The organism is Nocardioides imazamoxiresistens (assembly GCF_032378595.1).
GTDB lineage: Bacteria > Actinomycetota > Actinomycetes > Propionibacteriales > Nocardioidaceae > Nocardioides > Nocardioides imazamoxiresistens.
This window is the reverse complement of record NZ_JAVYII010000005.1, coordinates 430,532-457,331: the sequence shown is the minus strand read 5'-3', so window position 1 is coordinate 457,331 and position 26,800 is coordinate 430,532. Positions and strand designations below refer to the sequence as shown.

Genomic DNA, 26,800 nt, shown 5'->3' with positions numbered 1-26,800 from the left:
GACGCCGCCGGACATTCTTTTGCTGTAGGGGCTGGGGATGCGGAACTTTGTTCCGCACCCGGCCCCTACAGTCATTTTCATGTGTTCCCCGCACGCATCTGGTGGGTCGCTTCGAGCGACTGCCACACTGGCGGGTGGAGCGCAGGTCGTTTGCTCGCAGTGGAGGAGAACAGTGGTGGCGGATCAGGGCGATCGAGGTCGTGGACCCCGCGGGGGCGGTCAGGGCCGGCCCGGCGGGTCGGGTCAGGGACGGGGCGGATCCACGGGCGGCCGCCCGGGAGCCAGCCGCGGCGGTTCCGGCGGTTCCGGTGGGGGCAAGCCGACCAGCGGCGCGCGTTCCGGAGGCAAGCCCGGTGGCGCCGGCCGTGGGTACGGCGACAAGCCCTCCGGTGGTCGCGGCGACGCTCCGGGTGGTCGTAGCGGCGGCGGTCAGCGTCGCCAGGACGGGCGCCCGGAGGGGCGTGGTCCCGCCCGTGGAGGCCGCGACGCGCAGCAGGGCTCCCGCCCGTTCAGCCGCAAGCCGCGCACGGAGGTCGAGCGCACCGTGGAGCAGGCCGTGTACGACGGTCCCCCGCTCGACGAGTCGATCACCGGCCAGGAGCTCGACCGCAACCTGGCCTCGCAGCTCAAGGGGCTGCCGGAGAAGCTGGCGCAGCGGATCGCGCGCCACCTCGTGGCGGCGCAGCAGCTCATCGACACGGACCCGGAGACGGCCTACCAGCACACGCTGGCGGCCCGCGCCCGCGCTGCTCGGCTCGCGATGGTGCGCGAGGCTGTGGGGGAGTCGGCGTACGCGGCCGGGCACTACAAGGAGGCCCTGGCGGAGCTGCGGGCGGCGAAGCGCATGAACGGCGTGACGGCGTACCTGCCCATCATGGCCGACTGCCACCGTGCGCTCGGCCAGCCGGAGCAGGCGCTCAAGTTGGCCCAGAGCCCGTCGGTGCGGAACTTCTCGGCCGAGGCCAAGGCTGAGATGACGATCGTCGAGGCCGGCGCGCGGCTGGACCTGGGCCAGGTCGACGCTGCCCTGCGGACGCTCGAGCTGTCGCCGTTGAACAACAAGACGCGCGCTGCCTGGGTGGTGCGTCTGCGGTACGTGTACGCGGACGCGCTCGTCGCGGCCGGTCGTCGCTCGGACGCGCTCGAGTGGTTCCACCGCACGCACGCGATCGACGCGGACGAGATCACCGACGCCGCCGATCGCGCTGCCGAGCTCGAGAAGGCCATCGACGCCGAGTCCTGACGTTCCGCTCAGCTGTCTCGTGGCCCGCCGGTCCTCCGGCGGGCCACGACTCGTTCACAGGCGCGCGCCCCGACGTCGTCGTCCACAAGGTCGTCCCGCGGCGGTCCGCCGCCTGCCCCGGCGCGCCAGGATCTCCCTGCGGCCGCCGACAGGCGTCCGCATCGGGCGTCAGACGGGAGGGGTGATGGGCGAGGTGATGGGCGAGGTGGTGCGGCTCCGGCCGCGGCGAACGCTCGTCCGGGCGGACCCCACCGGGCGCGGGAGCGAGAGCCCGGGTGAGGCGCTCGTGCACGACCACCTGCGGTGCGGGTGGTGCGCACCCACGAGGCTGGCGGCGCCGGAGGTGGCGGGCGTACCGCGGCTGAGCGTCGTGGCCGACCGGGCGGGCCACGACGCCCGTCAGGCGACGGCCGTCGAGCCGACCTGAGCCACGGTGGCGTCGATGAGGGCGACGATCTCCTCGGGACAGTCCGCCATCGGCACGTGGCCGGCGCCGACGAGGGGCACGTGGTCGGCGTCCGGGAGGACGCGACGGGCGCGCGCCGACTGGGCGTACGGGAGGATCCGGTCCTTGGTGCCCCAGGCGACCGTGGTGGGCACCGGGACCTCGCGGTCGAAGGCGTACCTCAGGCCCTGCCGGGCGACGCCGGCGAAGCCCTCGCAGCGCTTCAGGGCGAGCGCGTCGCCCAGGCTGGAGGCGGCGTCGTGGCGGCCGGGGTGGGCGTACAGCGTCGCCCCCACCAGCCACCGGCCGATCGCGGTGCGGGTGATCGCGACCAGCGCGCGGTCGGGCACCTGGCTCGTGAGGCGCAGGAGGCTGAGGATGCCGAGGGCCTGCACGCGGTCGAAGCGGCCGAAGAAGCCGGCCGGGCTCAGCGCGGTCACCGAGGATGCCAGGCCGCGGGACCCCAGCTCCAGTGCGATCGCACCACCGAGCGAGTTGCCGACCACGTGGGGGCGCTCGACGCCCCACTGCTCGAACTGCTCGGCGAGGTGCTCGCAGGCGATGTCCATCGTGTACGGGACGCCTCGGGGGTACGGGGCGGACTCCCCGAATCCCGAGAGGTCGAGGGCGATCACGTCGTAACGCCGGGCGAGCACGTCGACGAGCGGGTCCCAGGCCTGCCGACGGTGGCCGATCCCGTGGATGAGGACCAGCGGTGCCCCGGCACCGCGACGGGTGTGGGCCAGCGGTGTGTGAACCACGACGTACCTCCCTGCACTCAACGTGACATCGGGAGTGTTACACCAAATCTGGCAAGATGCACGCGTCTCGTCCTGCGACGGTGCGTCGGTCAGCCGACGGGCAGGGCGAAGTCGATCCGGACGCCGTCGGTGACGGTCACCGACTCCACCCGCACGGCGCCCGCGCCGCCGTCGCAGGCGTCGTCTCCGGGGGACACGGCCTGCGAGAGCGCGGAGTCGGCGTCCTGCACCTGCTCGTCGACCAACGACACGGCCCAGTCCGGCAGGTCGAGGCCCACGACCGAGAAGGCCTCCGCCTCCATCGTCAGCGCGCCGTCCTGCACGGTCGGCACGACCGTCGCGGACAGCGGCACGTCGACGATGCTGATCGGCAGGACGGCGTCGACGGTCACCTCGCCGGCCGCGATGCGTACCTCGGGGTCCCGAAGCGCCGTGCCCTCGAGAGCGTCGGCCACCGTGGCGCCCAGGCCGTCCCGGTCGAGCTCCGCGGTCCCGCGCAGCTCGCCCTGCAGCAGCTGCAGCGCCACGGGAGTCCGCGCCAGGGAGAGCTCGAGGTCGTCGGGGACGCAGGCGTCGTCGCCGGGCAGGGACACCGCGTACGCCCGCGGCAGGACCTCCACGAGGACCAGGACGACGGCGCCGGCCAGAGCCAGGGACGATCCGGCGACGAGGCGACGCGGGCGACGTCGCGCCCGCGCGGCGACCAGGGCACCGGCCACCAGCGCGACGACGCCGGCGACCGTCGCGCCCACGACGAGGACGGCGGCCGGGAGCGGCACGGTGCCTCCTCGGGGTTCGTAACGACGGTCGGTGCGCCCATCCCACCACCCCGGTCCGGTGCGCCCCGCGGCGGCCGGCGCGACGGCCCTATCGTGGTGCCGTGCCCGAACGCCCGCAGGAGACGCCGGAGAGGACCCGGTGACCGTCACCCCGTCCCGGTCGGTCGGTCTGGCCTGCGGCCACTACGACCGCGGGGAGTGCCGGTCGTGCGGCTGGCTGGACCGCGCGTACGTCGACCAGCTCGCGGCCAAGGACGCGCACGCCCGGAGCCTGCTCTCGCGCTGGGCCGACGTCGAGTGGCTGGCGCCTGCGGCGAGCCGCAGGGAGGGGTTCCGCAACAAGGCCAAGATGGTGGTGGCCGGCACCGCGGACGCGCCGACGCTGGGCATCCTCGACCCGCGTGGCCGTGGCGTCGACCTGCGGGACTGCCCGTTGCACGAGCCGGCGATCGTCGCCGCGCTCCCCGCGCTGGCCGAGTTCGTGGGGCGCTCCCGGTTGGAGCCGTACGACGTCGCCACCCGGCGCGGCGAGCTCAAGCACCTGCTCGTCACCGCCGCCCCGTCCGGCGAGCTGATGGCGCGTCTCGTGCTGCGCTCGGAGGAGGGTGTGGCCCGGATCCGCAAGCACCTCGACGTCCTGCAGGACGACCTGCCCGCCCTGGCGGTGGTGTCGGTCAACCTGCAGCCGGCGCACGCGGCGCTGCTCGAGGGGGACCGGGAGATCCCGCTGACCGCGTCGCAGACCCTGGCGATGCGGGTCAACGGCATCGACCTGCACCTGCGGCCGCAGAGCTTCTTCCAGACGAACACGGCGGTCGCGGCGGAGCTCTACCGCCAGGCCCGCGCGTGGGTCTCCGAGGTCGACGTCGACGAGGCGTGGGACCTCTACTGCGGTGTCGGCGGCTTCGCCCTCCACCTCGCGGGCGCCGACGGCGCCGGGGCGCCCGCGCGGCACGTCACCGGGGTGGAGGTCTCCGCCTCGGCGGTCGAGAGCGCGCGCCGCACGGCCGCCGAGGTCGGTGCGTCCGCCCGGTTCCTGGTGGGGGACGCGACGACGGCGGCGGCCGAGCTCGGGACCGCGCCGGACCTCGTCGTCGTCAACCCGCCGCGACGGGGCATCGGCGAGGAGCTCGCGACCTGGCTCGAGCGGAGCCCGGACGTGCGGACCGTGCTCTACTCCAGCTGCAACGCGACCACGCTGGCCCGTGACCTCGCGACGATGCCGACGCTGCGACCGGTGCGCGCGCAGGTGCTCGACATGTTCCCCCACACCGGGCACCACGAGGTCCTCACGCTGCTGCGCCGCGCCTGAGCGTCGCCGGGCCGTGCGGGCCGAGCGGGTCGGCCGGGGCCGGTCGGGTCGGCCGGGGCCGGTCAGGACGGTCAGGACGCGAGGCGGTCGAGGTGCTCGACGACCAGCGACCGGGGGACCGGCACGACGGTGTCGTCGCCGGCGAGGTGCACGACGCGGCAGGGGACGTCCACCGCCGCGCAGCTGTCGTAGACGACCGCGGCCCACGCGCCGTCGGCCTCGCCCAGCTGCGCCGGGCCGGGGCGGCTCAGCAGCGCGGCCACGTGGTGCCGGCCGCCCACCACGGTGGCGGAGTGGCCGGCCAGGAAGCGCTCGAGCTGGGCGGCGTCACCCGGCGTGGGTGACGGCGGCAGCGACCCGATCTCGACCACCACCCCCTGCGCCAGCGAGCGGGTGCGGGCGTCGAGGACGCCGATCCAGAGGCTGCGCCCGCGCAGGCGCGGAGGCAGCAGCCGCCGCCACGCGGAGCCGAGGTCGCGGTGCTCCGGCGGGGCGGGAGCGGCGTCCGCGGGGTCGTTGGGGCCCGCGGGGTCCGCGGGGTCCGCGGGGTCCGCGGGGTCCGTGCGGTCGAGGGCGTCGGGCGGCCGGGGTGTCGTCGTCATGGCCCCACGGTGCTGGCTCGAGGCCGGTCGCGCGAGCGGTCCTCCACAGCGCGGCGCGACGGCCCACTTGCCGTCCACAGACGCCTGCCCCGGCCGGATCGTCCACAGGCAGGTGCCGAGGCCGGCGCGGCGGCACCGGTCGGCGTCAGGGTGGTGCTCCCGCCGCTGGTGGCGGGACCTGGCGAGGAGGCGGAGGACGACATGGAGCAGACGACCACGACGGACGCACCCCGGTTGCGGCTCGTGCGGGAGGCCGCGGCGCACTGGGTGTGCGTGATCTCCCGCGGCGACGCGCACCTCGCGCAGCAGGAGGGGCGGCTGCGCCTGCCGGCATCGAGCGAGGCCCGGGCCCGCAGGCTCTCGGCCGGTGACGGCGTGCTGCTCTACTCCCCGCGCGAGGGCAACCGCAGCGGGCCGCGGGTGCGGCGCTTCACGGCGGTCGGTCGGGTGCGCGACGACGGGGCGTACCAGGTCGACGGCGACGTCCACCGTTCCTGGTGCCGCGACGTGGACTTCGAGGAGATCGAGGGTGAGGCCGAGGCGGAGCCGTTGATCGAGCGGCTGTCCTTCGTGCGGCCCGGTCCCGGGTGGGGCGTCGTCTTCCGGCCGGGGTTCGTGGCCGTGCAGGCGGACGACTTCGAGGTGGTCCGGGGGTGCCTGGTGGGTGGGTGAGGCGCGGGCGGGGCGGGTCGTGCCGTCCGGCGCCTCAGACGGCGACGACGGAGCGGTCCTGGCGGAGCTCGCGGGCGGGGTGCGGCACGACGGACGGCAGCGCCACCACGCGACCCTCGCGGCGTCGACCGGTGTCGGCGTCCTTGCGGGCCATGACGGCCGAGACGTACTGCTCGCGGCGCCGAGCGGCGCAGCCGCCCGGCCGGGCCGCCGGGCGCACCAGGTCGGGCTCGAGGGCGTGGTTCAGTGCCTCGCGCAGGAGCACCATCGCCTCCGCCCGGATCTGCGAGATCCGCGACTCGGTGACCCCGAGCTCGGCGGCGATCTCGGCCATGGGCCGCTCCGCGAAGAAGTAGCCCTCGACGACGACGCGCTGCCGCTCGGGGAGCTCGGCGACGGCGGCGACGAGGTACTGCAGGCGCTCCTGGTGCTCGAACGACGCCTCCGGGGTGGGGGAGTGGCTGACCAGGGTCTCCTCCAGCCCCACGCCGGCGACGCCCTGGAGCGAGAGCACCTGCGCGCGGGCGATGTCGTCGTCGTTGGCCTCGACCTCGGTGACGCTGAGCCCGACCGCCGACGCGACCTCCTCGGTGCGGGGCGCCCTCCCGAGCGTGGCGGCGAGCCGGGCCCGGGTCTCCTCCACGTCGCGAGCGCGGCGGCGCACGGAGCGGGAGGCCCAGTCGACGCTGCGCAGCTCGTCGAGGATCGCGCCCCGGATGCGGCGTGCGGCGTAGCGGGTGAAGGGGACGCCGCGGTCCTCCTCGAACGCCTGGGCGGCCTGCACCAGGGCGGTCAGGCCGGCCGAGGTGAGGTCGTCGCGGCTGACGTGGGCCGGGACGCGCATCATCGTCTCGCGGACGATGTGGCCGACCAGGGCCACGTGGGAGGTGACCAGCTCGTCCAGACCGGTCGGGGCGCTCGTGCTCATGACTCGATCCTTCGGCCTGACGGCTCGCGGTGCACCACCGCGGCGGTTGGTACGGGCCGCCCGTCGGACAACTCGGGACCTTGGTCCCGGCAGGCCATGGCTCAACCCGGTCACGTCCTAGGTCCCGAGCGCGCTGGATCCGAAGTGGTCGACAAGCGCGACTCAAGGAATGCTCAAGCCGCGCTCGCGTGCGAGATCGGCTCAGGCACCACCGGGGGTGGCCGATGGGAGGGGCGTCCGACGGCGGCACCGCCGATCGGGGCGGGCGCAGACATGAGGAGGGAACGGGCGTGGAGAAGCTGTCGCTCGTCCTGTGGCGGGAGCGCGAGCTGCTCGACTCGCTGCTCTACCGGCTCGAGCTGGAGCACCTGGTGCTGGCGGGTGGTCGCGGCCGGTGGCTGGCTCGCGCCGCGCAGGACGTCACGACCGCGCTGGAGGCCCTGCGCGAGACCGAGCTGCTGCGGGCCGTCGTCGCCGACGAGACCGCCGCCGATCTGGGAGTCCCCGCCGCTGCGTCGCTCGAGACCCTCGCCCTGGCCGTCGACGACCCGTGGCGCGAGATGCTCCTGGAGCACCGCGGCGCCCTCCTCGACCTGGCGCGCGAGATCACCGACCTCGCCGACGCGAACCGGGGCCTGGTCGCCTCCGGCCACCGGTCCGTGCGCGAGACGCTGCGCTCCCTGGACGGCGCGGAGCCCGCGTACGGGCAGGGTGCGTCCGCCGACCTCGACGACGGCTCGATCTTCGACGACGGTGCCGAGCGCGACGGTCTCGCGCTCCAGGAGATCGCCTACCGGGCCGCGCTCGCCGACGCCGTGCGGGTCGTGCAGCCGAGCCTGCTGGACTTCCTGCGCTGACCGCGGGCGGTCACCGCTCCGGGCGGGACTCCGGCAGCCGCATCTGGGCCGCGATCAGCGCGGCCTGCGTGCGTCGCTTGACGCCCAGGCGGGCGAGCAGGTGCGTGATGTGGTTCTTCACGGTCTTCTCGGACAGGAACAGCTGGTCCGCGATCTCGCGGTTGGTCAGGCCCTCGCCGATGAGTCCGAGGATCCGCTGCTGCTGGGGTGTCAGCGCCGACGGGTCGCTCTCGACCTCGCGCTGCACGCCCGCGCGGATGCGCTCCATGGCCCGCACGGCCACGACGGGATCGATCAACGAGTGGCCGTCGGCGACGGCGCGGATCCCGCTGATCAGCGAGTTGCCGCCGATCTCCTTCAGCACGTAGCCGTCGGCGCCGGCGAGGATGGCGCTCTGCAGCGCCTCGTCGTCGTCGTAGCTGGTCAGGATGAGCGCCCGCAGCCCGGGGTTCTCGGACTTCACCTCGCGGCACAGCTCGATCCCCGAGCCGTCGGGCAGCCGGGCGTCGAGCACCGCGACGTCGGGCGCGGTCTCGCGGATGCCGATCAGGCCGTCGGCGTAGGTGCCGGCCTCGCCCACGACCCGCAGGTCCCCACCGCTCTCCAGGAGGGCACGGAGACCGCGTCGGACGACCTCGTGGTCGTCGAGGAGGAACACCTGCACGGGAGAGGACATGACGGCCACCTTCCCCTGAGAACGGCGTTCTTGTCTGCTCTTCGAGCCTCTGACGGTCCCGTGTCGCGTCGTGGGCGGGGTCACGTCGCAAAGAAGTTGCGTTCTACAACCACCGGCGTATGGTTGCTATCAGCAACCAGTTCGGTACGCCCGTGCGCGGCCGTCCTGGCACCCACACGTACGCAGCAACCGCAGAATCGCAGGTACCCCATGTCCCACCCCGACACCTCCACGGTGCACTCCCCGGTCGATCCCGAGGTCCGCGCCGAGGTCCCGATGACCCACCGCGAGATCCTCACGGTGATGTCGGGACTCCTGCTCGCGATGTTCGTCGCGATGCTGTCCTCGACCATCGTCACCAACGCCCTGCCGAGCATCGTCGTCGACCTCGGCGGCGGCGAGGCGGGCTACACCTGGGTCGTCGTCGCCACCCTGCTGACGATGACCGCGTCCACCCCGATCTGGGGCAAGCTCGCCGACCTGGTCGACAAGAAGCGTCTCGTCCAGATCGCGCTCGTCACCTTCGCCACCGGCTCGATCGCGGCCGGCTTCGCGCCCAACATGGGCGCCCTCGTCGCCGCCCGCGCCGTCACCGGTCTCGGCGTCGGCGGCATGACGGCCCTCGTCATGGTCGTGATCGCCTCGATCGTCACGCCGCGCGAGCGCGGCCGCTACTCGGGCTACATCGGCGCGGTGTTCGCGATGGCGACGGTGTCCGGGCCGCTCATCGGCGGCTTCATCGTCGACGCGCCCGGCCTCGGCTGGCGCTGGACCTTCTGGGTCGGCGTCCCGGTCGCCCTCGTCGCCCTGGTCGTGCTGCAGCGCACCCTGCACCTGCCCGCTCCGGCGCCGCGCACCGCTGGCGGCGACCGCCCGCGCATCGACTACGCCGGCGCGCTCCTCATCGTCGGCGGCGTGTCCGTGCTGCTCGCCTGGGTCTCGCTCGCCGGCCACCAGTTCGACTGGGCGTCGGTGACCACCGCGGTCATGCTCGCCACCGGTGCCGTGCTCGTCGTCGCCGCCCTCGTCGTCGAGAGCCGCGTCGCGGAGCCGATCATCCCGCTGCGACTCTTCTCGGACCGCACCACGGCCCTGGCCACCGCCGCCTCCGTGATGGTGGGCATCGCGATGTTCGGCTCGACGGTGTACCTGTCGCAGTACTTCCAGGTCGCCCGCGGCATGAGCCCCACCCACGCCGGCCTGATGTCGGTGCCCATGGTCGGCGGTCTGTTCCTCTCCAGCGTCATCACCGGCCGGATCATCAGCGACACCGGCCGCTGGAAGAAGTTCCTCGTCGGCGGCATGGTCGCCGTCGTGGTGGGCCTCGGTCTGCTCTCCCTCATCGACGCCCACACCCCGCTGGTCGAGATCGGCGTCTTCATGGTCGTGCTCGGCGCCGGCCTCGGCGCGACGATGCAGAACCTCGTGCTCGCGGTGCAGAACCAGGTCGCGCAGCGCGACATGGGCGCGGCCAGCGCGCTGGTCACGTTCTTCCGCTCGATCGGCGGCTCGGCGGGCGTCGCGGCGCTCGGCGCCCTGCTCGGCCACCAGGTGACCGACAGCGTCACGCGCGGTCTGGCCCGGCTCGGCATCGACGCCGGGGGCTCGAGCGGCACCCTGCCCGACGTCGACACGCTGCCCGGCCCGGTCCGCGACGTCTTCCAGGGGGCGTACGGCGACGCGACCGCCACCCTGTTCCTCGTCGCCGTGCCGTTCGCGGTGGTCGCCCTCGTGCTGGTCTCGCTGATCCGCGAGGTGCCGCTGCGCACCACGCTCGACCACGAGCCGACGCCGGCGACGACGGAGGTCTCGAGCGAGGCGCTCACGGAGGCGGGGCGGCGATGAGCGCCGCGGCGACGGTCGCCGACCTCGACCCGGTCGTGCTCGGCGACCTCGAGCACGAGCTGTGGCTCCTGCTGCGCCGCGTGCGGCGCAACGTCGCCGAGCGCGCGCAGGCCGTCGAGCCGGGGCTCACCGCCCTCGGCTACGGCGTGCTCGACCAGCTGCTGCGCGACGGGTCCGGGCGGGCCGCCGACATCGGCTGCACCGTCGGCGCCGACAAGGGCGCGATGAGCCGCACGGTGCACCAGCTGGTGGACCTCGGGCTCGTCGAGCGGACGGTGGACCCCGAGGACGCGCGGGCCTTGGTGCTCTCGCTCAGCGAGCACGGTCGCGACCGGATGAGGGAGGTGACCGAGCACCGGCGGGCACGGTTCCTCGGACTGATGTCCGGCTGGACCAACGCCGAGCTGTCGGACCTGGTCGCCGGGCTCACCCGCTACAACGCGACCGTCGAGGCGGCGGTGGCGTCCGCGGACTGAGGGGCGTACGCCGCGTCCCGCCCGACGACCGCGGCGGTGAGTACCGACGAGGACCGGGCCCCTGGTGCGGGGGCCCGGTCCTCGTCCGTTCCGTGCAGGTGGGCGGGGCTCAGCCGGCCAGGAACCAGGCGGCCGTGTCCGGGGCGACCCGGCCCTCGGGCGACGGGCCGCTGGCGAGCAGCAGGTCGCCGGCGCCCTCGGGCACCGCGGCGGCCGTCGTACCGGCGTTGAGCACGCAGGTGAGCGGCCCACGGCGGTAGACCAGGACGCCGTCGAGCGTGGAGACGATCTCGACGTCGTCGCCGGCGCGGTCCGCGAAGGTACGCCGGGCCCGCAGCGCCGCGCGGTAGAACTCGAGCGTCGAGGACTCGTCGCCCGTCTGCGCCTCGACGGTCAGCCCGGCCCAGTCGTCGGGCTGCGGCAGCCACGGCTGCGTGCCGTCGGCGGCCGGGCCGAAGCCGTACGGGGCGGTCGTGCCGCTCCACGGGATCGGCACCCGGCAGCCGTCGCGGCCGATGTCCGGCTTCGGGCTGTCCTTGGTGCGGAACCACGACGGGTCCGTGCGGTCCTCGGGGGCCACGTCCACCTGCTCGAGGCCGAGCTCCTCGCCCTGGTAGAGGTACGCGGAGCCGGGCAGGCCGAGCATCGCGAGCGTCGCGGCGCGTCCGCGGGCCCGGCCGACGGAGCCGCCGCCGTACCGCGTCACGTGCCGGACCACGTCGTGGTTGCTCAGCACCCAGGTCGGCGTCGCGCCGTGGTGGCGCAGCGACGGCAGGGTCTCGGTGACCACGTCGGCGAACGCGGAGGCCGACCACGGCGCGGAGAGCCAGTGGAAGTTGAACGACTGCTGCAGCTCGTCGGGCCGGACGTAGCGGGCGATGGCCTCGGCGGTGCGGGCCCACGACTCGGCGACCGCCATGCGGCGCCCGCGGGGGGAGTCGTCGTACTCGGCGAGCACGCCGTGCCAGCGGCGGTAGACGTCGTGCACCTCGAGCTGGTCCCACATCGGCTCGTCGACGCCCGCGGCCTCGACCATCGAGGCGGGCCCGTCGGCGTCCGGGTCGGGGAGCTCGGTGTCCGGCAGCCCCTCCTTCTTGAACAGGCCGTGCGCGACGTCGACGCGGAAGCCGTCCACGCCGCGGTCCAGCCAGAAGCGCAGGATCGAGGCGAACTCGTCGCCGACCTCGGGGTTGCGCCAGTCCAGGTCGGGCTGCGTGGAGTCGAAGAGGTGCAGGTACCACTGGCCCTTCGAGCCGTCGGGCTCGGTCACCCGCGACCAGGCGTCGCCGCCGAAGACGCTGGGCCAGTTGTTCGGCGGGGTGTCCGTGCCGTCGTCGTCGCGGAACATGTAGCGCGCCCGCTCCGGGCTGCCCGGGCCGGCGGCCAGCGCCGCCTGGAACCACGGGTGCTGGTCCGAGGTGTGGTTCGGGACCAGGTCGACGATCACCTTGAGGCCGAGCTCGTGGGCCCGGGCGAGCAGCGCGTCGGCGTCGTCGAGCGAGCCGAACAGCGGGTCGATGTCGCGGTAGTCGGCGACGTCGTAGCCGTGGTCGCGCTGCGGCGAGGTGTAGAACGGCGTGATCCACAGAGCGTCCACGCCGAGGTCGCGCAGGTGGGGGAGGCGCGACGTGATGCCGGGCAGGTCGCCCACGCCGTCGCCGTCGGAGTCGGCGAAGCTGCGGACGTACACCTGGTAGACGACCGCCTGGCGCCACCACGCGCCGTCGGTGCTGGGGTCCGTCGAGTTTGGATCGATCCAAGCAGGCATGGGCGAAATTCTGTCACATGCGCGGTGGCCGGAGCCGGGCCGAGCCGGCGCGAGCACCGCGGCGCAACCCGCAACTCGGCGCGAGCACCGCGGCGCAACCCGCAACTCGGCGCAACCCGCAACTCGGCGCGTCAGCGGCGGATCGACTCCCAGCGGCGCAGGGCCTCGGCGCGCTCGGCCTTGTGGTCGACCATCGGCTCGGGGTAGCCGACGTCGCGGCGGGCCTCGGGGGACGGGTCGTGCGGGTCCTCGCCGTCGGGCAGGTCGCGCAGCTCGGGCACCCAGCGCCGCACGTACTCCCCGCGCGGGTCGAACTTGCGCCCCTGGGAGGTCGGGTTGAAGACGCGGAAGAAGGGCGAGGCGTCCGTGCCGCTGCCCGCGGTCCACTGCCAGCCGTGGTTGTTGGAGGCCAGGTCGCCGTCGACCAGCCAGTGCAGGAAGTGCCGCGCGCCATGCTGCCACTCGATGTGCAGGTCCTTGACGAGGAAGCTCGCGACGATCATCCGCACCCGGTTGTGCATCCATCCGGCCCCCCGCAGCTGCCGCATCCCGGCGTCGACGATCGGGAAGCCGGTGCGACCCTCCTGCCACTGCTCCAGCGCGTCGTCGGCGCGGTCGTACTCCATCCGGGCGTACTCGGCCCGCAGGTACTCCCGCGCCGTGTCCGGCCGGTGGTGCAGGACGTCGGCGTAGAACTCGCGCCAGGCCAGCTCGGAGCGGTAGGTCGAACGCCCCTTGCCCGCCGCGCGGCCCAGCTCGGCCAGCATCGTGCGGGGGTGGATCTCGCCCCACTTCAGGTGCACCGACATCTTCGAGGTGGCGTCGAGGTCCGGTCGGTCCCGGGCGTCGGCGTAGTCGGCGAGGTGGTCGGCCGCGTACGCCTCCCAGCGCGCGGCCGCCGCGCGCTCCCCGGCCTCGGGCAGCCGCAGGCCCTCGGGCACCTCGACCTCGGGGAGGTCGACGGGGTGCTCGAGCTCGAGCCCGCTCAGGCCGCTGGGGGCGGGCGCGGGATCGGGCCACCCGACCTCCGCCCAGGCGCGCGAGAACGGCGTGAACACGGCGTACGGCGTGTCGTCGCCCTTGCGCACGCTGCCGGGCGGCACCGCGTACGGCGAGCCCGTGCGCACCAGCTCGACGTCGTGCTCGGCCAGCGCCTCGGCGACCGCGTCGTCGCGCTGCGACCCGTAGGGGCCGAAGTCCGCCGAGACGTGCACACGGCTCGCGCCGACCTCGCGCGCGGCCGCGACCACCTGCTCCACGGGGTCGCCCTCGAGCACCGACAGGCGGGTGCGGCGCGAGCGCAGCGAGGCGTCGAGGGAGCGCAGCGAGGCAGCCAGGTACGCCCGCCGCGACGGCCCCGCCGGCCCCCACAGCGCCGGGTCCAGGACGAAGAGCGGGAGCACGGCCTCGGCCTCCGCAGCCGCCAGCAGCGCGGGGTTGTCGGCCAGCCGGAGGTCGCGCCGGAACCACATCACGCTGCGATCGGAGGACATTCCCCCACCCTGCCAGGAGGCCGAAGGAGCGGGGGGTCGTCCCGCGCGCGCGAGTAGGGAAGAATGGTTCTCGTGAGCGACCTGATCGACACCACCGAGATGTACCTGCGCACGATCTACGAGCTCGTCGAGGAGGGCATCGTCCCGCTGCGCGCGCGCATCGCGGAACGTCTGCACCAGTCCGGCCCGACGGTGTCGCAGACGGTCGCGCGGATGGAGCGCGACGGCCTGCTGACCGTCGAGGGCGACCGGCACCTCGAGCTCACGGAGGCCGGCCAGCAGCTGGCGACCCGCGTCATGCGCAAGCACCGCCTCGCGGAGCGCCTGCTGACCGACGTGATCGGCCTCGACTGGGAGCTCGTGCACGCCGAGGCCTGCCGCTGGGAGCACGTGATGAGCGAGACGGTCGAGCGCCGTCTGCTCGAGCTGCTCGGCAACCCCACGGAGTCGCCGTACGGCAACCCGATCCCGGGCCTCGACGAGCTCGGCCGGCCGGACGAGGCCGAGAACTTCATGGACGGCGTCGAGTCGCTGCAGAGCGTCGCGGGCCCGAGCGAGGGCCGCGTGCACGTGCGCCGCATCTCCGAGGAGATGCAGAAGGACGAGACGCTGATGAGCGCCCTGCGGCGGATCGGCGCGCTGCCCGGCAAGACGGTGACCGTGCAGGCGACCGCCGAGGGCGTGCTCGTCGGCTCGTCCGGCGAGACGGCCGAGATCTTCCCCGAGGCCGCCGAGCACATCTTCGTGCGCCGCGAGGCCGCGGCCGTCTGAGGCGCGTTCCTCACGCCCACCTCAACGTGGGCTCATGACGGGGCGCCCAACCCTGACGGTGTCTTGAGGACACCTCGAGGGTGGCGGGCGCCCCGTTCGCCTACCGTCGTGCGCAGTGCGAGTGCTGCCCCCCGCTGGGAGGGCGAGGGGCAGCACCCGTGCCGCACCGGCCGCGCGTCTCAGACGCCCCGCAGCCGTTCCGAGCGCCGCACCAGGGCCTCGAGGAACTCCGAGCAGCCGGTGGTCACGACGTACGCCGCCAGCGCGTCGCCGCGGGTGGTCCCCCGGTTGACCACGACCACGGGCACACCGGCCTTCGCCGCGCGGCGCACGAACCGCAGCCCGCTCATCACCGTCAGGGACGTGCCGACCGCCAGCAGCGCGCCGTCCCGGGGTCGCAGGGCGTCGACGGCCGCGTAGCAGCGCTCCACCCGCGGCGCGGGGACGTTCTCCCCGAAGAACACGACGTCCGGCTTCAGCACGCCGCCGCACGCCGTGCAGGGCGGCACCACGAAGTCGTCGGTCTCCTCCAGCCCGACGTCGCCGTCGGGGCGCACCTCCACGTGCGCGTGCCGCGCCGTCCAGCCCGGGTTGGCCGCCTCCATCCGCTGCTGCAGTGACGTGCGGCTGCTCGTGGCCCGGCAGGCGAGGCACACGACGTCGGCGATCCGGCCGTGCAGCGCGACCATCCGTCGCGAGCCGGCCTCCTCGTGCAGGCCGTCGACGTTCTGGGTGATCAGCAGGGCGGGGTCCAACCGGGCCAGCGCCCGGTGCCCGGCGTTGGGCTCGGCACGTCGCATCCGCGCCCAGCCGACGTGGCTGCGGGCCCAGTAGCGCCGACGGGCGGACTCCGCGCCGACGAACTCCTGGAACGTCATCGGGGTCGGCCGCGGCGGCAGGCCCTCGGCGACGGGCCCGCGGTAGTCCGGGATGCCGGAGTCGGTGGACAGGCCGGCGCCGCCGACGACGACGAGCTCGCGCCCGACCAGCAAGTCGAGGGCGGCCTCGGAGCTGTCGAGCGCGTCGACGGCCGCGCCGGTCGTCAGGCCGGTCGTGAGGTCGGTCGTCGGGTCGGGCGCCGGGTGGGTCAACGGGCGTACCGCGCCTCGGCGCGCGCCCGCGCCTTCGCCGCCTCGACCTCGCGGTCCTTCGGGGGTGCGCTGGTCTCCAGGTCGTCGACGAGGTGGCGCGTGATGTGGGCGATCTCGCGCACGGCCTGGTCGAAGACCGCCTGGTTGGCCTGCGAGGGCCGGGTGGCGCCGCTGACCTTGCGGACGAACTGCAGCGCCGCCGCGTGGACCTCGTCGTCGGTCGCCGGCGGCTCGAAGTTGTTGAGCGGGCGGATGTTGCGGCACATGGTGCCCACGCTACGCCTGCGCGTAGGTTGGCGGACATGGCTGCGAAGCAGGCGGACGACCGCGAGCTCGACCTGGTGCTGTTCGGCGCGACCGGTTTCACCGGTCGCCTCACGGCGGCGTACCTCGCCCGGCACGCGCCGGGCGACCTGCGCTGGGCGCTGGCCGGGCGCAACGCCGACCGGCTCGCCGAGGTGCGCGACGGTCTGCCCACCGGCGCGGCCCCGGCGCCCGAGGTGGTCGTGGCCGACGCGACCGACGAGCCCTCGCTCGAGGCGCTGGCGGCGCGCACCCGCCTGGTCGTCACCACGGTGGGCCCGTTCCTGCGCCACGGCGAGGCGCTGGTCCAGGCGTGCGCGGCGGCCGGCACGGACTACGTCGACAGCACGGGGGAGCCGGAGTTCGTCGACGGCGTCTGGCTGCGCCACCACGCGGCGGCCGAGGCGTCGGGCGCGCGGATCGTGCACGCCTGCGGCTTCGACTCGATCCCCCACGACCTCGGCGTCCGGTTCGCGGTCGGGCACCTGCCCGACGACGTCCCGATCACCGCGCGCGGCGTCGTGCGGGCCGCGGCCGTCTCCTCCTCGGGCACGCTGCACTCCGCCCTGGAGCAGTTCTCCCGGGCCCGTTCGATGGGCGCGACGCACAAGGAGCGGCGCGCCGCGGAGGGTCGGCCGCAGGGTCGGCGCGTGCGCGGCGTGGCCGGCAAGCCGCACCGCGACCGCGACCTGGGCTACTGGCTGCTGCCCCTGCCCACGATCGACCCGATGATCGTGGTGCGCAGCGCCGCGGCCGACCCGGCGTACGGCCCCGACTTCCGCTACTCCCACTACGCCGGCACGAAGACCCTGCGCTACGCCGCGGGCGGTGCGGTGGCGGTCGGCGGCCTCGCGCTCGCGGCGCAGGTCGGACCGGTGCGCCGCGCGCTGCTCGGCCGCTTCGGGTCGGGCCAGGGGCCGGACGAGCGCCGTCGCGAGCGCTCCTGGTTCACCGTCGACGTGGTCGCCGAGGGTGGCGGCCGGACCGTGCACGCCCGGGTCTCGGGCGGCGACCCCGGCTACACCGAGACCGCGAAGATGCTCGCCGAGTCGGCGCTGTGCCTCCTGCTTGACGACAACCCGCCGACTGCCGGCATGGTCACCACGGCGCAGGCGATGGGCGAGCACCTGACCGACCGGCTGCAGCGCGCGGGGATCACCTTCGAGGTGCTCTAGCGCGGGGCCGAGGGGCCCGCGGTCGGGCGCACGTGCGCCGCGTCGACCCACCCGATCCGGGCGTTCGGCGAGCCGCCGTGCGCGCGGGCCGTGGCGTCGACGGTCACCACGAACGCCTCCCAGCCGGGCCGCTTGCCGTGCCGGCGGCGCCACATCATCAGCACGCCCGGCTGCGGGTGCACCCAGTGCCCGGTGATGTCCACCCAGACGTGCTGCACCCGGGCGGCGCGCATCGCGCCGTGCTCGACCGAGGGCTCCCGCATGGGCGGAGAATAGAACATGTGTTCGAACGAGCGGGAGTTCGGCGATCTACCGGTTGCTCCTGTGGTTAATGATCGCTAACCTCGGGGTGGTCCAGGTCACGCGGTGAGGGGAAGCCATGTTCGAGCTGTCACGGGAGCACGAGGAGTTCCGCCGCTCGGTGCGGGAGTTCGCCGAGGCGGAGGTCGCGCCGCACGCGGCGCGCTGGGACCGCGAGCACCACTTCCCCGTCGAGACGGTGCAGAAGATGGGTGCGCTCGGCCTGTTCGGGCTGACGGCGCCGGAGGAGTACGGCGGGGCCGGCCTCGCCGGCGAGGACGGCGGCTTCACGTCGCTGTGCCTGGCCATCGAGGAGCTGGGCCGGGTCGACCAGTCCATGGGCATCACGCTCGAGGCCGCCGTGGGGCTCGGCATCAACCCCGTGCTCACCTTCGGCACCGAGGAGCAGCGCTCCACGTGGCTGCCGGACCTCGTCGCCGGCCGCCGTCTCGCGGGCTTCGGGCTGACGGAGCCCGGAGCCGGGTCGGACGCGGGCGCGACGCGCACGCGGGCCGTGCTCGACGGCGACGAGTGGGTCGTCGACGGCGCCAAGCAGTTCATCACCAACTCGGGCTCGGCCATCACCAGCCTGGTCACGGTGACCGCCCGCACCGGCGAGCGCGAGGACGGGCGCCCCGAGATCAGCACGATCATGGTGCCGGCGGGCACGCCCGGGTTCACCGCGGAGAAGGCGTACGACAAGCTCGGCTGGCACGCCTCGGACACCCACCCGCTCAGCTTCGAGGGCTGCCGCGTCCCCGAGGCCAACCTGCTCGGGACGCGGGGCCGGGGGTACGCGCAGTTCCTCGCCACCCTGGACGACGGGCGGGTCGCGATCGCCGCGCTCGCGGTCGGCTGCATCCAGGCCTGCCTGGACATGTCGCTCGCCTACGCGGGGGAGCGACAGACCTTCGGCGGCCCGATCGGGCGCAAGCAGGGGGTGGCCTTCCAGGTCGCGGACCTCGAGGTCATGCTGCACACCTCGCGGCTGCTCACCTACCGCGCCGCCGCGATGAAGGACGCCATCGACGCCGGCCGCGGCGTGTCCACCGCCGAGTTCAAGCAGGCGGCCGCGGTGGCCAAGCTGCACACCACCGAGTCGGCCGTGACCGCGACGCGGATCGCGACCCAGGTGTTCGGGGGCTACGGGTTCATGGAGGAGTACCCCGTGGCCCGCTTCTACCGCGACGCCAAGGTTCTGGAGATCGGCGAGGGCACCTCCGAGGTGCAGCGCATGCTGATCGCCCGCGGCCTCGGTCTCCCGGTCGAGTGAGGGAGGCGGCGATGAGCGGGCGACGGATCACCCAGCGCGGGCTGTGGTTCGAGGAGTTCGAGATCGGCACCACCTACGAGCACCGCCCCGGGCGGACGGTCACCGAGACCGACAACGTGCTCTTCACGACCCTGACGATGAACACGCAGCCGCTGCACCTCGACGCCGCGGAGAGCGAGGCCACCGCGCCGTTCCACGAGCGGCTGGTGAACTCGATGTTCACGCTCTCCACCCTCGTCGGGCTCTCGGTCGCCCAGCTGACGCAGGGCACGATCGTCGCCAACCTCGGCTTCTCCGAGATCGCGTTCCCGGCGCCGGTGCGCCACGGCGACACGATCTACGCCGAGACGCTGGTGGTCGACAAGCGCCTCTCGAGCAGCCGGCCGGGCGAGGGTGTGGTGACCCTCGCGCACACGGCCCGCAACCAGCGCGGCGAGGTCGTCGCGACCGCGACCCGCTCGACCCTGGTGCGCGCCCGCCCGGCCGACGCGACCCCGGACGCCGACGCGTGAGCGGGCCGCTCCCGGGCCCGGCCGTCGACGCCGGCGTCGCCTGGCTGTTCTGCCCCGCCGACCGCCCCGAGCGCTACGCCAAGGCGCTCTCGCGCTCCGACGTGGTCATCCTCGACCTCGAGGACGCGGTGGCCGAGACGGCCAAGGCCGGCGCGCGCGACGCCGTCCGGGCGCTGGCCGCGGCCGGCGAGCTCGACGTCGACCGCACGGTCCTGCGCGTCAACGCGGTCGGGACCACCCACCACGCCGAGGACCTCGCGGCGGCCGCGGCGGCGGGCGTACGCCGTCTCATGGTGCCCAAGGCCGAGGACCCGGCCGCGCTCGCGGCGCTCGACCACGAGGTGGTCGCGCTGCTGGAGACGCCGCTCGGCGTCGAGCGGGCGGGCGAGCTGGCGGCGACCCCCACCGTGGTCGCCCTGATGTGGGGCGCCGACGACCTCGTCGCCGCGATGGGCGGCACGGCCAGCCGCCGGGCCGACGGGTCCTACCGCGACGTGGTGGTGCACGCGCGGTCGCGGACGCTGCTGGCGGCGAAGGCGTACGGGCGCCTCGCCCTCGACGGGGTGCACATGGACATCGCCGACGTCGACGGCCTGCGCGCGGCCTGCGAGGACGCCGTCGCGGTCGGGTTCGACGCCGGCGTGGCGATCCACCCGACCCAGGTGCCGGTGATCCGGGCGGCGTTCGCGCCGACGCCGGAGCGCGTGGCGTGGGCGCGCGACCTGCTCGCCGCGCACGCCGCCGGCGGGGTCGGCACGCACGAGGGCCGGATGGTCGACGGCCCGATCTACGCCCAGGCCCAGCGGGTCCTGGCGCTGGCGGAGCGGACGGCCCCCGGGGCCGGCCACGAGGAGGGACGCGCATGAGCCTGAGGGACGACACCGCCGCGCTGCGGGCGCGGATGGCGCGGCTGGTCGAGGGGCGCGCGGGCGGTTCCGAGGCCGCGCGCCGCAAGCACACCGACCGGGGCAAGCTGCTGGTGCGCGACCGGGTCGACCGGCTCCTGGACCCCGGCAGCCCGTTCCTGGAGCTGGCGCCGCTCGCGGCGACGGGCATGTACGCCCCGCCCGGCGCTGCCGAGGACGCCGAGGACGCCGTGCCCTCGGCGGGCGTCGTCGCCGGGATCGGTCTCGTGCACGGTCGCCCCGTCATGGTCGTGGCCAACGACGCGACGGTGAAGGGCGGCACCTACTACCCCATGACGGTCAAGAAGCACCTGCGCGCGCAGGCGGTCGCGGCCGCCCACCGGCTGCCGTGCCTGTACCTCGTCGACTCCGGCGGCGCCTTCCTGCCGCTGCAGGACGAGGTGTTCCCCGACCGCGAGCACTTCGGGCGGATCTTCTTCAACCAGGCGCAGATGTCGGCGCGCGGCATCCCGCAGCTCGCGGCGGTGATGGGCTCGTGCACGGCCGGGGGTGCCTACGTGCCCGCGATGAGCGACGAGACGGTGATCGTGCAGGAGCAGGGCACGATCTTCCTCGGCGGCCCGCCGCTGGTGAAGGCCGCGACCGGCGAGGTCGTCACCGCCGAGGAGCTCGGCGGCGGCGACGTGCACGCCCGCACCTCCGGCGTGGTCGACCACCTCGCCACCGACGACGACCACGCGCTCGCGATCCTGCGCTCCGTCGTGGCCACGCTACCGCCGCCGCCCGCGGTGCCGCGGCCGGCCGAGGAGCCCGAGCCCCCGGCGTACCCGCTGGAGTCCGTCTACGACGTCGTGCCCGACGAGGTGCGCACCCCCTACGACGTGCGGGAGGTGATCCGGCGCGTCGTCGACGGCTCGCGGCTGCACGAGTTCAAGCAGCTCTACGGCGAGACGCTTGTGTGCGGGTTCGCCCGGATCGAGGGGCACGAGGTCGGGATCGTCGCCAACAACGGCATCCTGTTCTCCGAGTCGGCGCGCAAGGGCGCCCACTTCGTCGAGCTGTGCAACACGCGGCGGATCCCGTTGCTGTTCCTGCAGAACATCAGCGGGTTCATGGTCGGGCGCGAGTACGAGAACGGCGGCATCGCCCGCGACGGCGCCAAGCTGGTGACCGCCGTGGCCAGCAGCGTCGTGCCGAAGCTGACGGTCGTCATCGGCGGCTCCTACGGAGCCGGCAACTACGGCATGTGCGGGCGGGCGTACGACCCCCGCTTCCTGTGGATGTGGCCCAACGCGCGGATCTCGGTGATGGGCGGCGAGCAGGCGGCCAGCGTGCTGGCCACCGTGCGCCGCGACGGGATCGAGGCGCGCGGCGAGAGCTGGAGCGCCGAGGACGAGGAGTCGTTCAAGGCGCCCGTGCGCGAGCAGTACGAGACGCAGGGCTCCGCCTACTACTCCACCGCCCGGCTCTGGGACGACGGGGTCATCGACCCCGCCGACACCCGCCGCGTCGTCGGCACCGCCCTCGCGCTCGCCGCGCAGGCCGCCGCCGTCGAACCGATCCCCGACCCCGCCTTCGGCGTCTTCCGGATGTGAGCGACGTGACCGCACCCTTCTCCTCCCTGCTCGTGGCCAACCGCGGCGAGATCGCCCTGCGCGTCTTCCGCACGTGCGCCGACCTCGGCATCCGCACGGTCGCCGTCGCGACGCCGGCCGACGCCGAGGCCCCGCACGCCCGGGCGGCCGACCGCACGGTGGCCGTCGACAGCTACCTCGACGCCACTGCGGTGGTGGCCGCCGCCGTGGCGGCGGGCGCCGAGGCCGTGCACCCGGGCTACGGCTTCCTCTCGGAGAACGCCGTCTTCGCCCGGGCCGTGCTCGACGCGGGACTGGTCTGGGTCGGGCCGTCGCCCGAGGTGATCGACCTGATGGGTCGCAAGGACCGCGCCCGCGACGCCGCCGAGGCCGCCGGGGTGCCGGTGGTGCCGGCGTACCCCGTCGACGGCGACCCCGCCGGCTTCGACCTCCCCGTGCTCGTCAAGGCCGCCGCGGGCGGCGGCGGCAAGGGCATGCGGGTGGTGCGCCGGGTCGAGGAGTACGCCGACGCGCTGGCCGCCGCACGCCGCGAGGCGGCCGCGTCGTTCGGCGACGACACGCTGCTGGTGGAGAAGTACGTCGAGCGCGGCCGCCACGTCGAAGTGCAGGTGCTGGGCCTCGCCGACGGCACCGTCCTGCACCTGCGCGACCGGGACTGCTCGGCCCAGCGCCGCCACCAGAAGGTGCTGGAGGAGGCGCCCGCGCCGACCCGCTCCGAGGCCGAGGCGACCGCCGCCGAGGCGCGCTGGACCGACGCCGCCCGGCTGGCGGCCTCCGTCGGCTACGTCGGCGCCGGCACCGTCGAGCTGCTGCTGGACGTCGAGACCGGGCGGCACTACTTCCTGGAGATGAACACGCGGCTGCAGGTCGAGCACCCGGTCACCGAGCTGATCTCGGGCGTCGACCTCGTCGCCGCGCAGCTGCGGGTGGCGGCGGGCGAGGACCCCGGCCTCGGCACGCAGGACGACCTGCGCTTCGCCGGGCACGCCATGGAGGCGCGCGTCTACGCCGAGGACGCCTGGGGCGGGTTCCTGCCGCAGGCCGGCACCGCGACGCACGTCGCGTGGCCGACGGAGGTGACGGGCGGGGGCTCGGGCGGGGTGACCGTCCGGGTCGACCACGCCCTCGGGAGCGGGCAGCGGATCACCACGTCCTACGACCCGATGCTCGGCAAGGTCGTCGTGCACGCGCCCGACCGCGAGAGCGCCCGGGCCGCGCTGGTGCGGGCCCTGGAGGAGACCGCCGTGCTCGGGGTGGTCACCAACACGGGGTTCCTGCGGGCGCTGGCGGCCAGCGCGGCGTACGCCGACCTCGGCCTGCCGGGCGGCCTCGACACCTCGTGGCTCGACCGGGTCGAGATCGGCGGCCCCGACCTGCCCGCGCCCGACGAGGCGGCCGCCCGCGCGCTCGTCGCCGCCGAGCTCGCCCGGCGCGACGCGAGCGCCACGCGCGGTCCGTTCGCGCTCGACGGCTGGCGCTCGGCGGCCGCCCCGGCGCCGCACGTGGTGCCGTGGCTGGCCCCTGCGCCGGTCGCGGGGGAGGAGCCCGTCGTCCCGACCGACGTGTCGCCCGCCGGGCGGCTCGGGGTGCTGCGGCGCAGCGCCCACGCCGTCGAGGCCGTCGTCGACGGGCAGCGGTGGCGCTTCGAGGAGCCCGACCCGTTCGCGCCCACGGCGGCCGCCGCCGGAGACGGCGCGCTGGCCGCGCCGATGCCCGGCACGGTCACCTCGGTGGCGGTCGGGGAGGGGGAGGTGGTCGAGGCCGGACAGGTGCTCGTCACCATGGAGGCCATGAAGATGGAGCTGGCGCTGCGCGCGCCGTTCGACGGGGTCGTCACCACGGTGGTCGCGGTCGTGGGCCGCCAGGTCGCGCTCGGCGACCTGCTGCTCGAGGTCGGGGCGGACGCGTGACGGCGTACTTCCGGCGCACCGGCGCGACGGCCTACACCGCGACCGACCACACCCGCGGCGCCTGGAGCGCCGACGACCAGCACGTCGCGCCGTCGCTCGGGCTGCTGACGCACCTGGTCGAGGCCGACCGCGACGCGCGGCGCGACGACGGCCTGGTGCTGGGGCGGCTGTCGTTCGACATCCTCGGCACGATGCCGGTGGCCGAGCTGGAGACCACGACGCGGGTCGTGCGGCCCGGTCGCACCATCGAGCTGGTCGAGGCGACGCTGGTGCACGCGGGCCGCGCCGTCGTGGTGCTGCGCGCCTGGCTGCTCGAGCCGCGCGACACCGCCGAGCACGCGGGCACGCACCACGCGTCCCTCCCGGCGCCGGACACGTGGGAGGTGTGGCGGCCGTCGTCGCTGTGGGACGGGGCGTTCCTGGGCAGCGTCGAGGTACGCCGCGACCTGGCCGCCCCGGGCCGGGGCCGTGCCTGGGCGCGCACCACGCTGCCGGTCGTGGACGATGCCGACACGAGCCCGCTGACCCGCGCCGCGAGCGTCTGGGACGTCGCGAACGGGATGGCCGTGCGCGCCGACCCCGCCCGCGTCGCGTTCCCCAACCTCGACCTGACGGCGCACCTGCACCGGCAGCCGCGCGGCGAGTGGGTGGGCTTCGACACCACGGTCTCCTTCGGCGGCGACGGGCTCGGGCTCACCTCCAGCGTGCTCCACGACGCCGACGGTCCGGTCGGCACGAGCGCGCAGGTCCTCACGGTCAGGCCGTTCTGATGCGGCTCGTCCTCCTGCGCCACGGCCAGACCCCGTCCAACGTCGCCGGGGCGCTCGACACCGGGCCGCCCGGCGCCGAGCTGACCGACCTGGGGCACCGCCAGGCCGCTGCCGTCGTCGGCGCCCTCGACGGGGCACGGGTCGATGCGGTCTACGCCTCCGACCGGGTGCGCACCCAGCTCACCGCCGCCCCGCTGGCCGGCGAGCGCGGGCTCGTCGTGCCGGTGCTGCCCGAGCTGGGCGAGGTGTCCGCCGGGGACTACGAGATGCGCACCGACCACGCCGCGGTCGAGGCGTACCTCTCCTGCCTGGGGACCTGGCTCGACGGCGACCTCGACCACCGGCTGCCCGGCGGCGAGACGGGGCACGCGTTCCTCGAACGCTTCGGCGCCGCCGTCGCGGCCGCCACGGCCGACCGCGCGGACGACGCGACGGTCGTGCTGGTCAGCCACGGCGCTGCGATCCGGACGTACGCCGAGCTGCGCGCCACCGGCGGCGGCGACGCCCCCGAGCGGATGCGGCTCGACAACACGGGCGCCGTCGTCCTCGACGGCGACCCGGCCGCGGGCTGGCGCGTCGCGAGCTGGACCGGCACCCCGCTCGGCGGCGCGCACCTGCGCGACGGCCGTGCGCACGACGTGACGGGCGACGAGCCGGAGGAGTAGGGGATGGACGTCGCCGCACTGGCCGCCTCGGTCACGCGACACCGCGCCCGCCCGTTCCCCGACTGCCGGGGCGTCGAGATCGACGGCGTCGATCTGGTGCTCGTCGACGCCGACCTGGCCGGGTGCGTCGACGCGTTGCTGTCGTCGGCGGGACGCTCGCCGCAGCACGAGGTGGAGCTGCGGCGAGTCGTTGCCGACCTGGAGCGGGTCGTGCCCCTACTGCCCGCGGAATGGGTGCCGTACTTCGCAGCGGCGCGCGACCTCGGCCGCGCGGCGCTCGCCGTGCGGCGGTGAAGCTGAGCGTCGCGCCTGCGCCGAGGGCTCTCGGCGGCGGCTGTGTGTCGGATCGCTGAGCACACGTCTGACCACGATCCGACACACAGCGGTCGGGATCGCCCCGGTGGAGCCCGCGTCGTTCGTGCCTCCGTGCGCGGGGCTCAGGCCTCGGCGCGGACGCGGAGGCGGGGGATGCCGCCCAGGCCGCGGCGGAAGCGGACGCGGTCGGCGAAGGGCGCGAGGGCGTCGTAGAGCGCGGCGTGGGCCGACCAGGGCAGCGGGTCGGCGCCGTGGCGCCACGAGTCGCCGAACGCGATCCACACGAGGGTCCAGTCGGCGGCGACGTCCCAGGCCCCCTGGCGCGCCTCGACCAAGCGACGGCGCAGGACCTGCGCGGCCTGGGGACCGTCGCGGTACACCCCCGCCGTGCCCACCGGCCACACCCACAGGTCGTGCGTGACGAGCTGCAGCTCCAGCTCGCGCAGCGCGCGCGGGTCGACCAGCACGGTCAGCACGTTCTCGTGTCCCCGACGATGCATCGCGCACCTCCTCACGGCCACGCCCAGCGGGTCCCCTCGACGGTAACCCCGGCCACCGACGGCCGTCACCGTCCCGAGAAGGTCGGCCTCTCCTTGGCGAGGAACGCGTCGACGGCGCCGCGGTGGTCCTGCGTCAGGCCCAGCGCGGCCTGCTCGGCCGCCTCGGCCGTGAGGGTCGCGGCGAGGTCGCGGTGGCCGGCGGCGGCGAGGAGGCGCTTGGACGCGGCGTACGCCTGCGTGGGCCCGGCCGCCAGCCGGTGCGCGAGCGCCGTGGCCGTGGTCAGGACGTCCCCGGGCGCGACGACCTGCGCCACGACGCCCCAGCCCACGGCGTCCTCGGCGGTGAAGGGCGAGGCGAGCAGCACGAGCTCGCGGGCGCGCGCGACGCCCACCTCCGCCGCGAGCGTGGCAGACAGGCCGGAGTCACAGGTCAGGCCGATCGCCGTGAAGGCCGTGCCCAGCCGGGCTCCGGCGGCGAGGACGCGCAGGTCGCACGCCAGGGCCAGGCCGAGCCCGGCGCCGACGCACGTGCCGTTCACTGCGGCGACCACCGGCTTGGGCATCGTGGCCAGGGACGTCACGACGGGGGAGTAGTGCGCGTCGACGGTGGCGAAGGCCGACCCGGGGTCGGCGGCCAGGGCGGCTGCGTGCTCGCCGAGGTCCTGACCGACGCAGAACGCCCGGCCGCGCCCGGTCAGCACCACGGCGCGCACGGCGGGGTCCGCGCCGACGTCGGCGAGCGCGTCGCGCAGCGCCTCCTTCGTCGGGGTGTCGAGCGCCGGGCGGCCGAGGTGCACGACGGCGACCGCGTCCTGACGCTCGACCTCGACGCTCGCGGGCACGTCATGACCGTCCATGAGGTCAGTGATAGCACCCGGTCTCCCCCGCGGGCCATGG

The 26,800-nt window shown here is 74.9% G+C and carries 29 protein-coding genes; 17 read left to right on the top strand and 12 right to left on the bottom strand.

Annotated elements, in window-relative coordinates; genetic code table 11:
- The first annotated feature begins 544 nt into the window (after positions 1–544).
- Positions 545–1,243, top strand: a complete 699-nt coding sequence (locus RDV89_RS13745) for a tetratricopeptide repeat protein (RefSeq protein ID WP_315733622.1) — start codon at positions 545–547, stop codon at positions 1,241–1,243.
- 184 nt (positions 1,244–1,427) lie between these two features.
- On the top strand, positions 1,428–1,670 hold the full coding sequence (locus tag RDV89_RS13740) for a hypothetical protein (RefSeq protein ID WP_315733621.1): 243 nt from the start codon (positions 1,428–1,430) through the stop codon (positions 1,668–1,670).
- Here the strand turns inward: RDV89_RS13740 and RDV89_RS13735 are convergent.
- Complete coding sequence (locus RDV89_RS13735; RefSeq protein WP_315733620.1) at positions 1,643–2,449, bottom strand: alpha/beta fold hydrolase; 807 nt, start codon at positions 2,447–2,449, stop codon at positions 1,643–1,645. The genes RDV89_RS13740 and RDV89_RS13735 overlap by 28 nt on opposite strands.
- An 89-nt stretch (positions 2,450–2,538) precedes the next feature.
- Positions 2,539–3,228: an LmeA family phospholipid-binding protein gene (locus RDV89_RS13730; RefSeq protein ID WP_315733619.1), complete on the bottom strand. Its 690-nt coding sequence runs from the start codon at positions 3,226–3,228 to the stop codon at positions 2,539–2,541.
- 139 nt (positions 3,229–3,367) lie between these two features.
- Here RDV89_RS13730 and rlmC point away from each other — a divergent pair, with 139 nt between their 5' ends.
- Complete coding sequence (gene rlmC, locus RDV89_RS13725) at positions 3,368–4,540, top strand: 23S rRNA (uracil(747)-C(5))-methyltransferase RlmC (RefSeq protein ID WP_315733618.1); 1,173 nt, start codon at positions 3,368–3,370, stop codon at positions 4,538–4,540.
- Between the two features lie 71 nt (positions 4,541–4,611).
- On the opposite strand, the gene RDV89_RS13720 is transcribed toward rlmC, so the two are convergent.
- Complete coding sequence (locus RDV89_RS13720) at positions 4,612–5,142, bottom strand: hypothetical protein (protein ID WP_315733617.1); 531 nt, start codon at positions 5,140–5,142, stop codon at positions 4,612–4,614.
- A gap of 201 nt (positions 5,143–5,343) precedes the next feature.
- Here RDV89_RS13720 and RDV89_RS13715 point away from each other — a divergent pair, with 201 nt between their 5' ends.
- Positions 5,344–5,814, top strand: a complete 471-nt coding sequence (locus tag RDV89_RS13715) for an EVE domain-containing protein (protein WP_315733616.1) — start codon at positions 5,344–5,346, stop codon at positions 5,812–5,814.
- Positions 5,815–5,848: 34 nt separating this feature from the next.
- Here the strand turns inward: RDV89_RS13715 and RDV89_RS13710 are convergent, their stop codons facing one another.
- Entirely contained in the window at positions 5,849–6,742 is an 894-nt protein-coding gene (locus RDV89_RS13710; protein WP_315733615.1) for a sigma-70 family RNA polymerase sigma factor, read from the bottom strand.
- Positions 6,743–7,032: 290 nt separating this feature from the next.
- On the opposite strand from RDV89_RS13710, the gene RDV89_RS13705 reads away from it, so the two are divergent.
- A complete protein-coding gene (locus RDV89_RS13705; protein WP_315733614.1) occupies positions 7,033–7,599 on the top strand; it encodes a flagellar protein FlgN in 567 nt (188 codons plus the stop codon).
- Between the two features lie 10 nt (positions 7,600–7,609).
- Here RDV89_RS13705 and RDV89_RS13700 read toward each other — a convergent pair whose 3' ends face one another.
- Entirely contained in the window at positions 7,610–8,275 is a 666-nt protein-coding gene (locus RDV89_RS13700) for a response regulator (RefSeq protein ID WP_315733613.1), read from the bottom strand.
- A 210-nt stretch (positions 8,276–8,485) separates the two neighbouring features.
- On the opposite strand from RDV89_RS13700, the gene RDV89_RS13695 reads away from it, so the two are divergent.
- Both RDV89_RS13695 and RDV89_RS13690 read left to right on the top strand, forming a co-directional pair.
- Complete coding sequence (locus RDV89_RS13695) at positions 8,486–10,120, top strand: MDR family MFS transporter (protein ID WP_315733612.1); 1,635 nt, start codon at positions 8,486–8,488, stop codon at positions 10,118–10,120.
- The gene (locus RDV89_RS13690) at positions 10,117–10,596 is read left to right on the top strand and encodes a MarR family winged helix-turn-helix transcriptional regulator (RefSeq protein WP_315733611.1); all 480 of its coding nucleotides are present in this window, start codon (positions 10,117–10,119) and stop codon (positions 10,594–10,596) included. Before RDV89_RS13695 ends, RDV89_RS13690 begins: the two co-directional genes overlap by 4 nt.
- A gap of 109 nt (positions 10,597–10,705) precedes the next feature.
- Here the strand turns inward: RDV89_RS13690 and RDV89_RS13685 are convergent, their stop codons facing one another.
- Positions 10,706–12,364: a glycoside hydrolase family 13 protein gene (locus tag RDV89_RS13685; RefSeq protein ID WP_315733610.1), complete on the bottom strand. Its 1,659-nt coding sequence runs from the start codon at positions 12,362–12,364 to the stop codon at positions 10,706–10,708.
- A gap of 131 nt (positions 12,365–12,495) precedes the next feature.
- On the bottom strand, positions 12,496–13,857 hold the full coding sequence (locus RDV89_RS13680) for a cryptochrome/photolyase family protein (protein WP_315733609.1): 1,362 nt from the start codon (positions 13,855–13,857) through the stop codon (positions 12,496–12,498).
- 72 nt (positions 13,858–13,929) lie between these two features.
- Here RDV89_RS13680 and RDV89_RS13675 point away from each other — a divergent pair, with 72 nt between their 5' ends.
- Entirely contained in the window at positions 13,930–14,628 is a 699-nt protein-coding gene (locus RDV89_RS13675; protein ID WP_315733608.1) for an iron-dependent transcriptional repressor DtxR, read from the top strand.
- Positions 14,629–14,807: 179 nt separating this feature from the next.
- Here RDV89_RS13675 and RDV89_RS13670 read toward each other — a convergent pair whose 3' ends face one another.
- Together RDV89_RS13670 and RDV89_RS13665 are read right to left on the bottom strand one after the other, a co-directional pair.
- Positions 14,808–15,719, bottom strand: a complete 912-nt coding sequence (locus tag RDV89_RS13670) for an NAD-dependent protein deacetylase (RefSeq protein ID WP_315733607.1) — start codon at positions 15,717–15,719, stop codon at positions 14,808–14,810.
- The gene (locus RDV89_RS13665; protein ID WP_315733606.1) at positions 15,716–15,985 is read right to left on the bottom strand and encodes a DUF2277 domain-containing protein; all 270 of its coding nucleotides are present in this window, start codon (positions 15,983–15,985) and stop codon (positions 15,716–15,718) included. Before RDV89_RS13665 ends, RDV89_RS13670 begins: the two co-directional genes overlap by 4 nt.
- Positions 15,986–16,021: 36 nt before the next feature.
- On the opposite strand from RDV89_RS13665, the gene RDV89_RS13660 reads away from it, so the two are divergent.
- Positions 16,022–17,197: a saccharopine dehydrogenase family protein gene (locus RDV89_RS13660; protein ID WP_315733605.1), complete on the top strand. Its 1,176-nt coding sequence runs from the start codon at positions 16,022–16,024 to the stop codon at positions 17,195–17,197.
- Here RDV89_RS13660 and RDV89_RS13655 read toward each other — a convergent pair.
- Positions 17,194–17,460, bottom strand: coding sequence for a hypothetical protein (locus tag RDV89_RS13655; RefSeq protein ID WP_315733604.1), 267 nt, complete (start codon positions 17,458–17,460; stop codon positions 17,194–17,196). The two genes, RDV89_RS13660 and RDV89_RS13655, sit on opposite strands and share 4 nt — an antisense overlap.
- A 116-nt stretch (positions 17,461–17,576) precedes the next feature.
- On the opposite strand from RDV89_RS13655, the gene RDV89_RS13650 reads away from it, so the two are divergent.
- Genes RDV89_RS13650 through RDV89_RS13615 form a run of 8 tightly spaced genes read left to right on the top strand, consistent with a single transcriptional unit; the run spans position 17,577 to position 25,382 of the window.
- Complete coding sequence (locus tag RDV89_RS13650) at positions 17,577–18,770, top strand: acyl-CoA dehydrogenase family protein (RefSeq protein WP_315733603.1); 1,194 nt, start codon at positions 17,577–17,579, stop codon at positions 18,768–18,770.
- Between the two features lie 11 nt (positions 18,771–18,781).
- Positions 18,782–19,282 (top strand): MaoC family dehydratase, encoded by a 501-nt coding sequence (locus RDV89_RS13645; RefSeq protein ID WP_315733602.1) that lies wholly within the window; start codon positions 18,782–18,784, stop codon positions 19,280–19,282.
- Complete coding sequence (locus tag RDV89_RS13640; protein ID WP_315733601.1) at positions 19,279–20,148, top strand: HpcH/HpaI aldolase/citrate lyase family protein; 870 nt, start codon at positions 19,279–19,281, stop codon at positions 20,146–20,148. Before RDV89_RS13645 ends, RDV89_RS13640 begins: the two co-directional genes overlap by 4 nt.
- Complete coding sequence (locus RDV89_RS13635) at positions 20,145–21,743, top strand: carboxyl transferase domain-containing protein (protein ID WP_315733600.1); 1,599 nt, start codon at positions 20,145–20,147, stop codon at positions 21,741–21,743. The genes RDV89_RS13640 and RDV89_RS13635 overlap by 4 nt, the downstream gene beginning before the upstream one ends.
- A gap of 5 nt (positions 21,744–21,748) precedes the next feature.
- Entirely contained in the window at positions 21,749–23,653 is a 1,905-nt protein-coding gene (locus RDV89_RS13630) for an ATP-binding protein (RefSeq protein ID WP_315733599.1), read from the top strand.
- Positions 23,650–24,423, top strand: a complete 774-nt coding sequence (locus RDV89_RS13625) for a thioesterase family protein (protein WP_315733598.1) — start codon at positions 23,650–23,652, stop codon at positions 24,421–24,423. Before RDV89_RS13630 ends, RDV89_RS13625 begins: the two co-directional genes overlap by 4 nt.
- Positions 24,423–25,088: a histidine phosphatase family protein gene (locus RDV89_RS13620; RefSeq protein ID WP_315733597.1), complete on the top strand. Its 666-nt coding sequence runs from the start codon at positions 24,423–24,425 to the stop codon at positions 25,086–25,088. The genes RDV89_RS13625 and RDV89_RS13620 overlap by 1 nt, the downstream gene beginning before the upstream one ends.
- A gap of 3 nt (positions 25,089–25,091) precedes the next feature.
- Positions 25,092–25,382, top strand: a complete 291-nt coding sequence (locus tag RDV89_RS13615; RefSeq protein WP_315733596.1) for a hypothetical protein — start codon at positions 25,092–25,094, stop codon at positions 25,380–25,382.
- A gap of 143 nt (positions 25,383–25,525) precedes the next feature.
- Here the strand turns inward: RDV89_RS13615 and RDV89_RS13610 are convergent, their stop codons facing one another.
- Both RDV89_RS13610 and RDV89_RS13605 read right to left on the bottom strand, forming a co-directional pair.
- Positions 25,526–25,903: a hypothetical protein gene (locus tag RDV89_RS13610; protein WP_315733595.1), complete on the bottom strand. Its 378-nt coding sequence runs from the start codon at positions 25,901–25,903 to the stop codon at positions 25,526–25,528.
- A 65-nt stretch (positions 25,904–25,968) separates the two neighbouring features.
- Positions 25,969–26,760, bottom strand: coding sequence for an enoyl-CoA hydratase/isomerase family protein (locus tag RDV89_RS13605; protein ID WP_315733594.1), 792 nt, complete (start codon positions 26,758–26,760; stop codon positions 25,969–25,971).
- Positions 26,761–26,800: the final 40 nt, after the last annotated feature.

What these genes read in the sequence shown, in the direction of transcription:
- RDV89_RS13645 (WP_315733602.1), top strand. Translation starts at nt 18,782, where the DNA reads ATGAGCGGGCGACGGATCACCCAGCGCGGGCTGTGGTTCGAGGAGTTC.
- RDV89_RS13685 (WP_315733610.1), bottom strand. Translation starts at nt 12,364, where the DNA reads ATGCCTGCTTGGATCGATCCAAACTCGACGGACCCCAGCACCGACGGC.
- RDV89_RS13715 (WP_315733616.1), top strand. Translation starts at nt 5,344, where the DNA reads ATGGAGCAGACGACCACGACGGACGCACCCCGGTTGCGGCTCGTGCGG.
- RDV89_RS13660 (WP_315733605.1), top strand. Translation starts at nt 16,022, where the DNA reads ATGGCTGCGAAGCAGGCGGACGACCGCGAGCTCGACCTGGTGCTGTTC.
- RDV89_RS13740 (WP_315733621.1), top strand. Translation starts at nt 1,428, where the DNA reads ATGGGCGAGGTGATGGGCGAGGTGGTGCGGCTCCGGCCGCGGCGAACG.
- RDV89_RS13700 (WP_315733613.1), bottom strand. Translation starts at nt 8,275, where the DNA reads ATGTCCTCTCCCGTGCAGGTGTTCCTCCTCGACGACCACGAGGTCGTC.
- RDV89_RS13690 (WP_315733611.1), top strand. Translation starts at nt 10,117, where the DNA reads ATGAGCGCCGCGGCGACGGTCGCCGACCTCGACCCGGTCGTGCTCGGC.
- RDV89_RS13695 (WP_315733612.1), top strand. Translation starts at nt 8,486, where the DNA reads ATGTCCCACCCCGACACCTCCACGGTGCACTCCCCGGTCGATCCCGAG.
- RDV89_RS13605 (WP_315733594.1), bottom strand. Translation starts at nt 26,760, where the DNA reads ATGGACGGTCATGACGTGCCCGCGAGCGTCGAGGTCGAGCGTCAGGAC.
- RDV89_RS13720 (WP_315733617.1), bottom strand. Translation starts at nt 5,142, where the DNA reads ATGACGACGACACCCCGGCCGCCCGACGCCCTCGACCGCACGGACCCC.
- RDV89_RS13655 (WP_315733604.1), bottom strand. Translation starts at nt 17,460, where the DNA reads ATGCGGGAGCCCTCGGTCGAGCACGGCGCGATGCGCGCCGCCCGGGTG.
- RDV89_RS13665 (WP_315733606.1), bottom strand. Translation starts at nt 15,985, where the DNA reads ATGTGCCGCAACATCCGCCCGCTCAACAACTTCGAGCCGCCGGCGACC.
- RDV89_RS13650 (WP_315733603.1), top strand. Translation starts at nt 17,577, where the DNA reads ATGTTCGAGCTGTCACGGGAGCACGAGGAGTTCCGCCGCTCGGTGCGG.
- RDV89_RS13615 (WP_315733596.1), top strand. Translation starts at nt 25,092, where the DNA reads ATGGACGTCGCCGCACTGGCCGCCTCGGTCACGCGACACCGCGCCCGC.
- RDV89_RS13620 (WP_315733597.1), top strand. Translation starts at nt 24,423, where the DNA reads ATGCGGCTCGTCCTCCTGCGCCACGGCCAGACCCCGTCCAACGTCGCC.
- RDV89_RS13635 (WP_315733600.1), top strand. Translation starts at nt 20,145, where the DNA reads ATGAGCCTGAGGGACGACACCGCCGCGCTGCGGGCGCGGATGGCGCGG.
- RDV89_RS13680 (WP_315733609.1), bottom strand. Translation starts at nt 13,857, where the DNA reads ATGTCCTCCGATCGCAGCGTGATGTGGTTCCGGCGCGACCTCCGGCTG.
- RDV89_RS13710 (WP_315733615.1), bottom strand. Translation starts at nt 6,742, where the DNA reads ATGAGCACGAGCGCCCCGACCGGTCTGGACGAGCTGGTCACCTCCCAC.
- RDV89_RS13610 (WP_315733595.1), bottom strand. Translation starts at nt 25,903, where the DNA reads ATGCATCGTCGGGGACACGAGAACGTGCTGACCGTGCTGGTCGACCCG.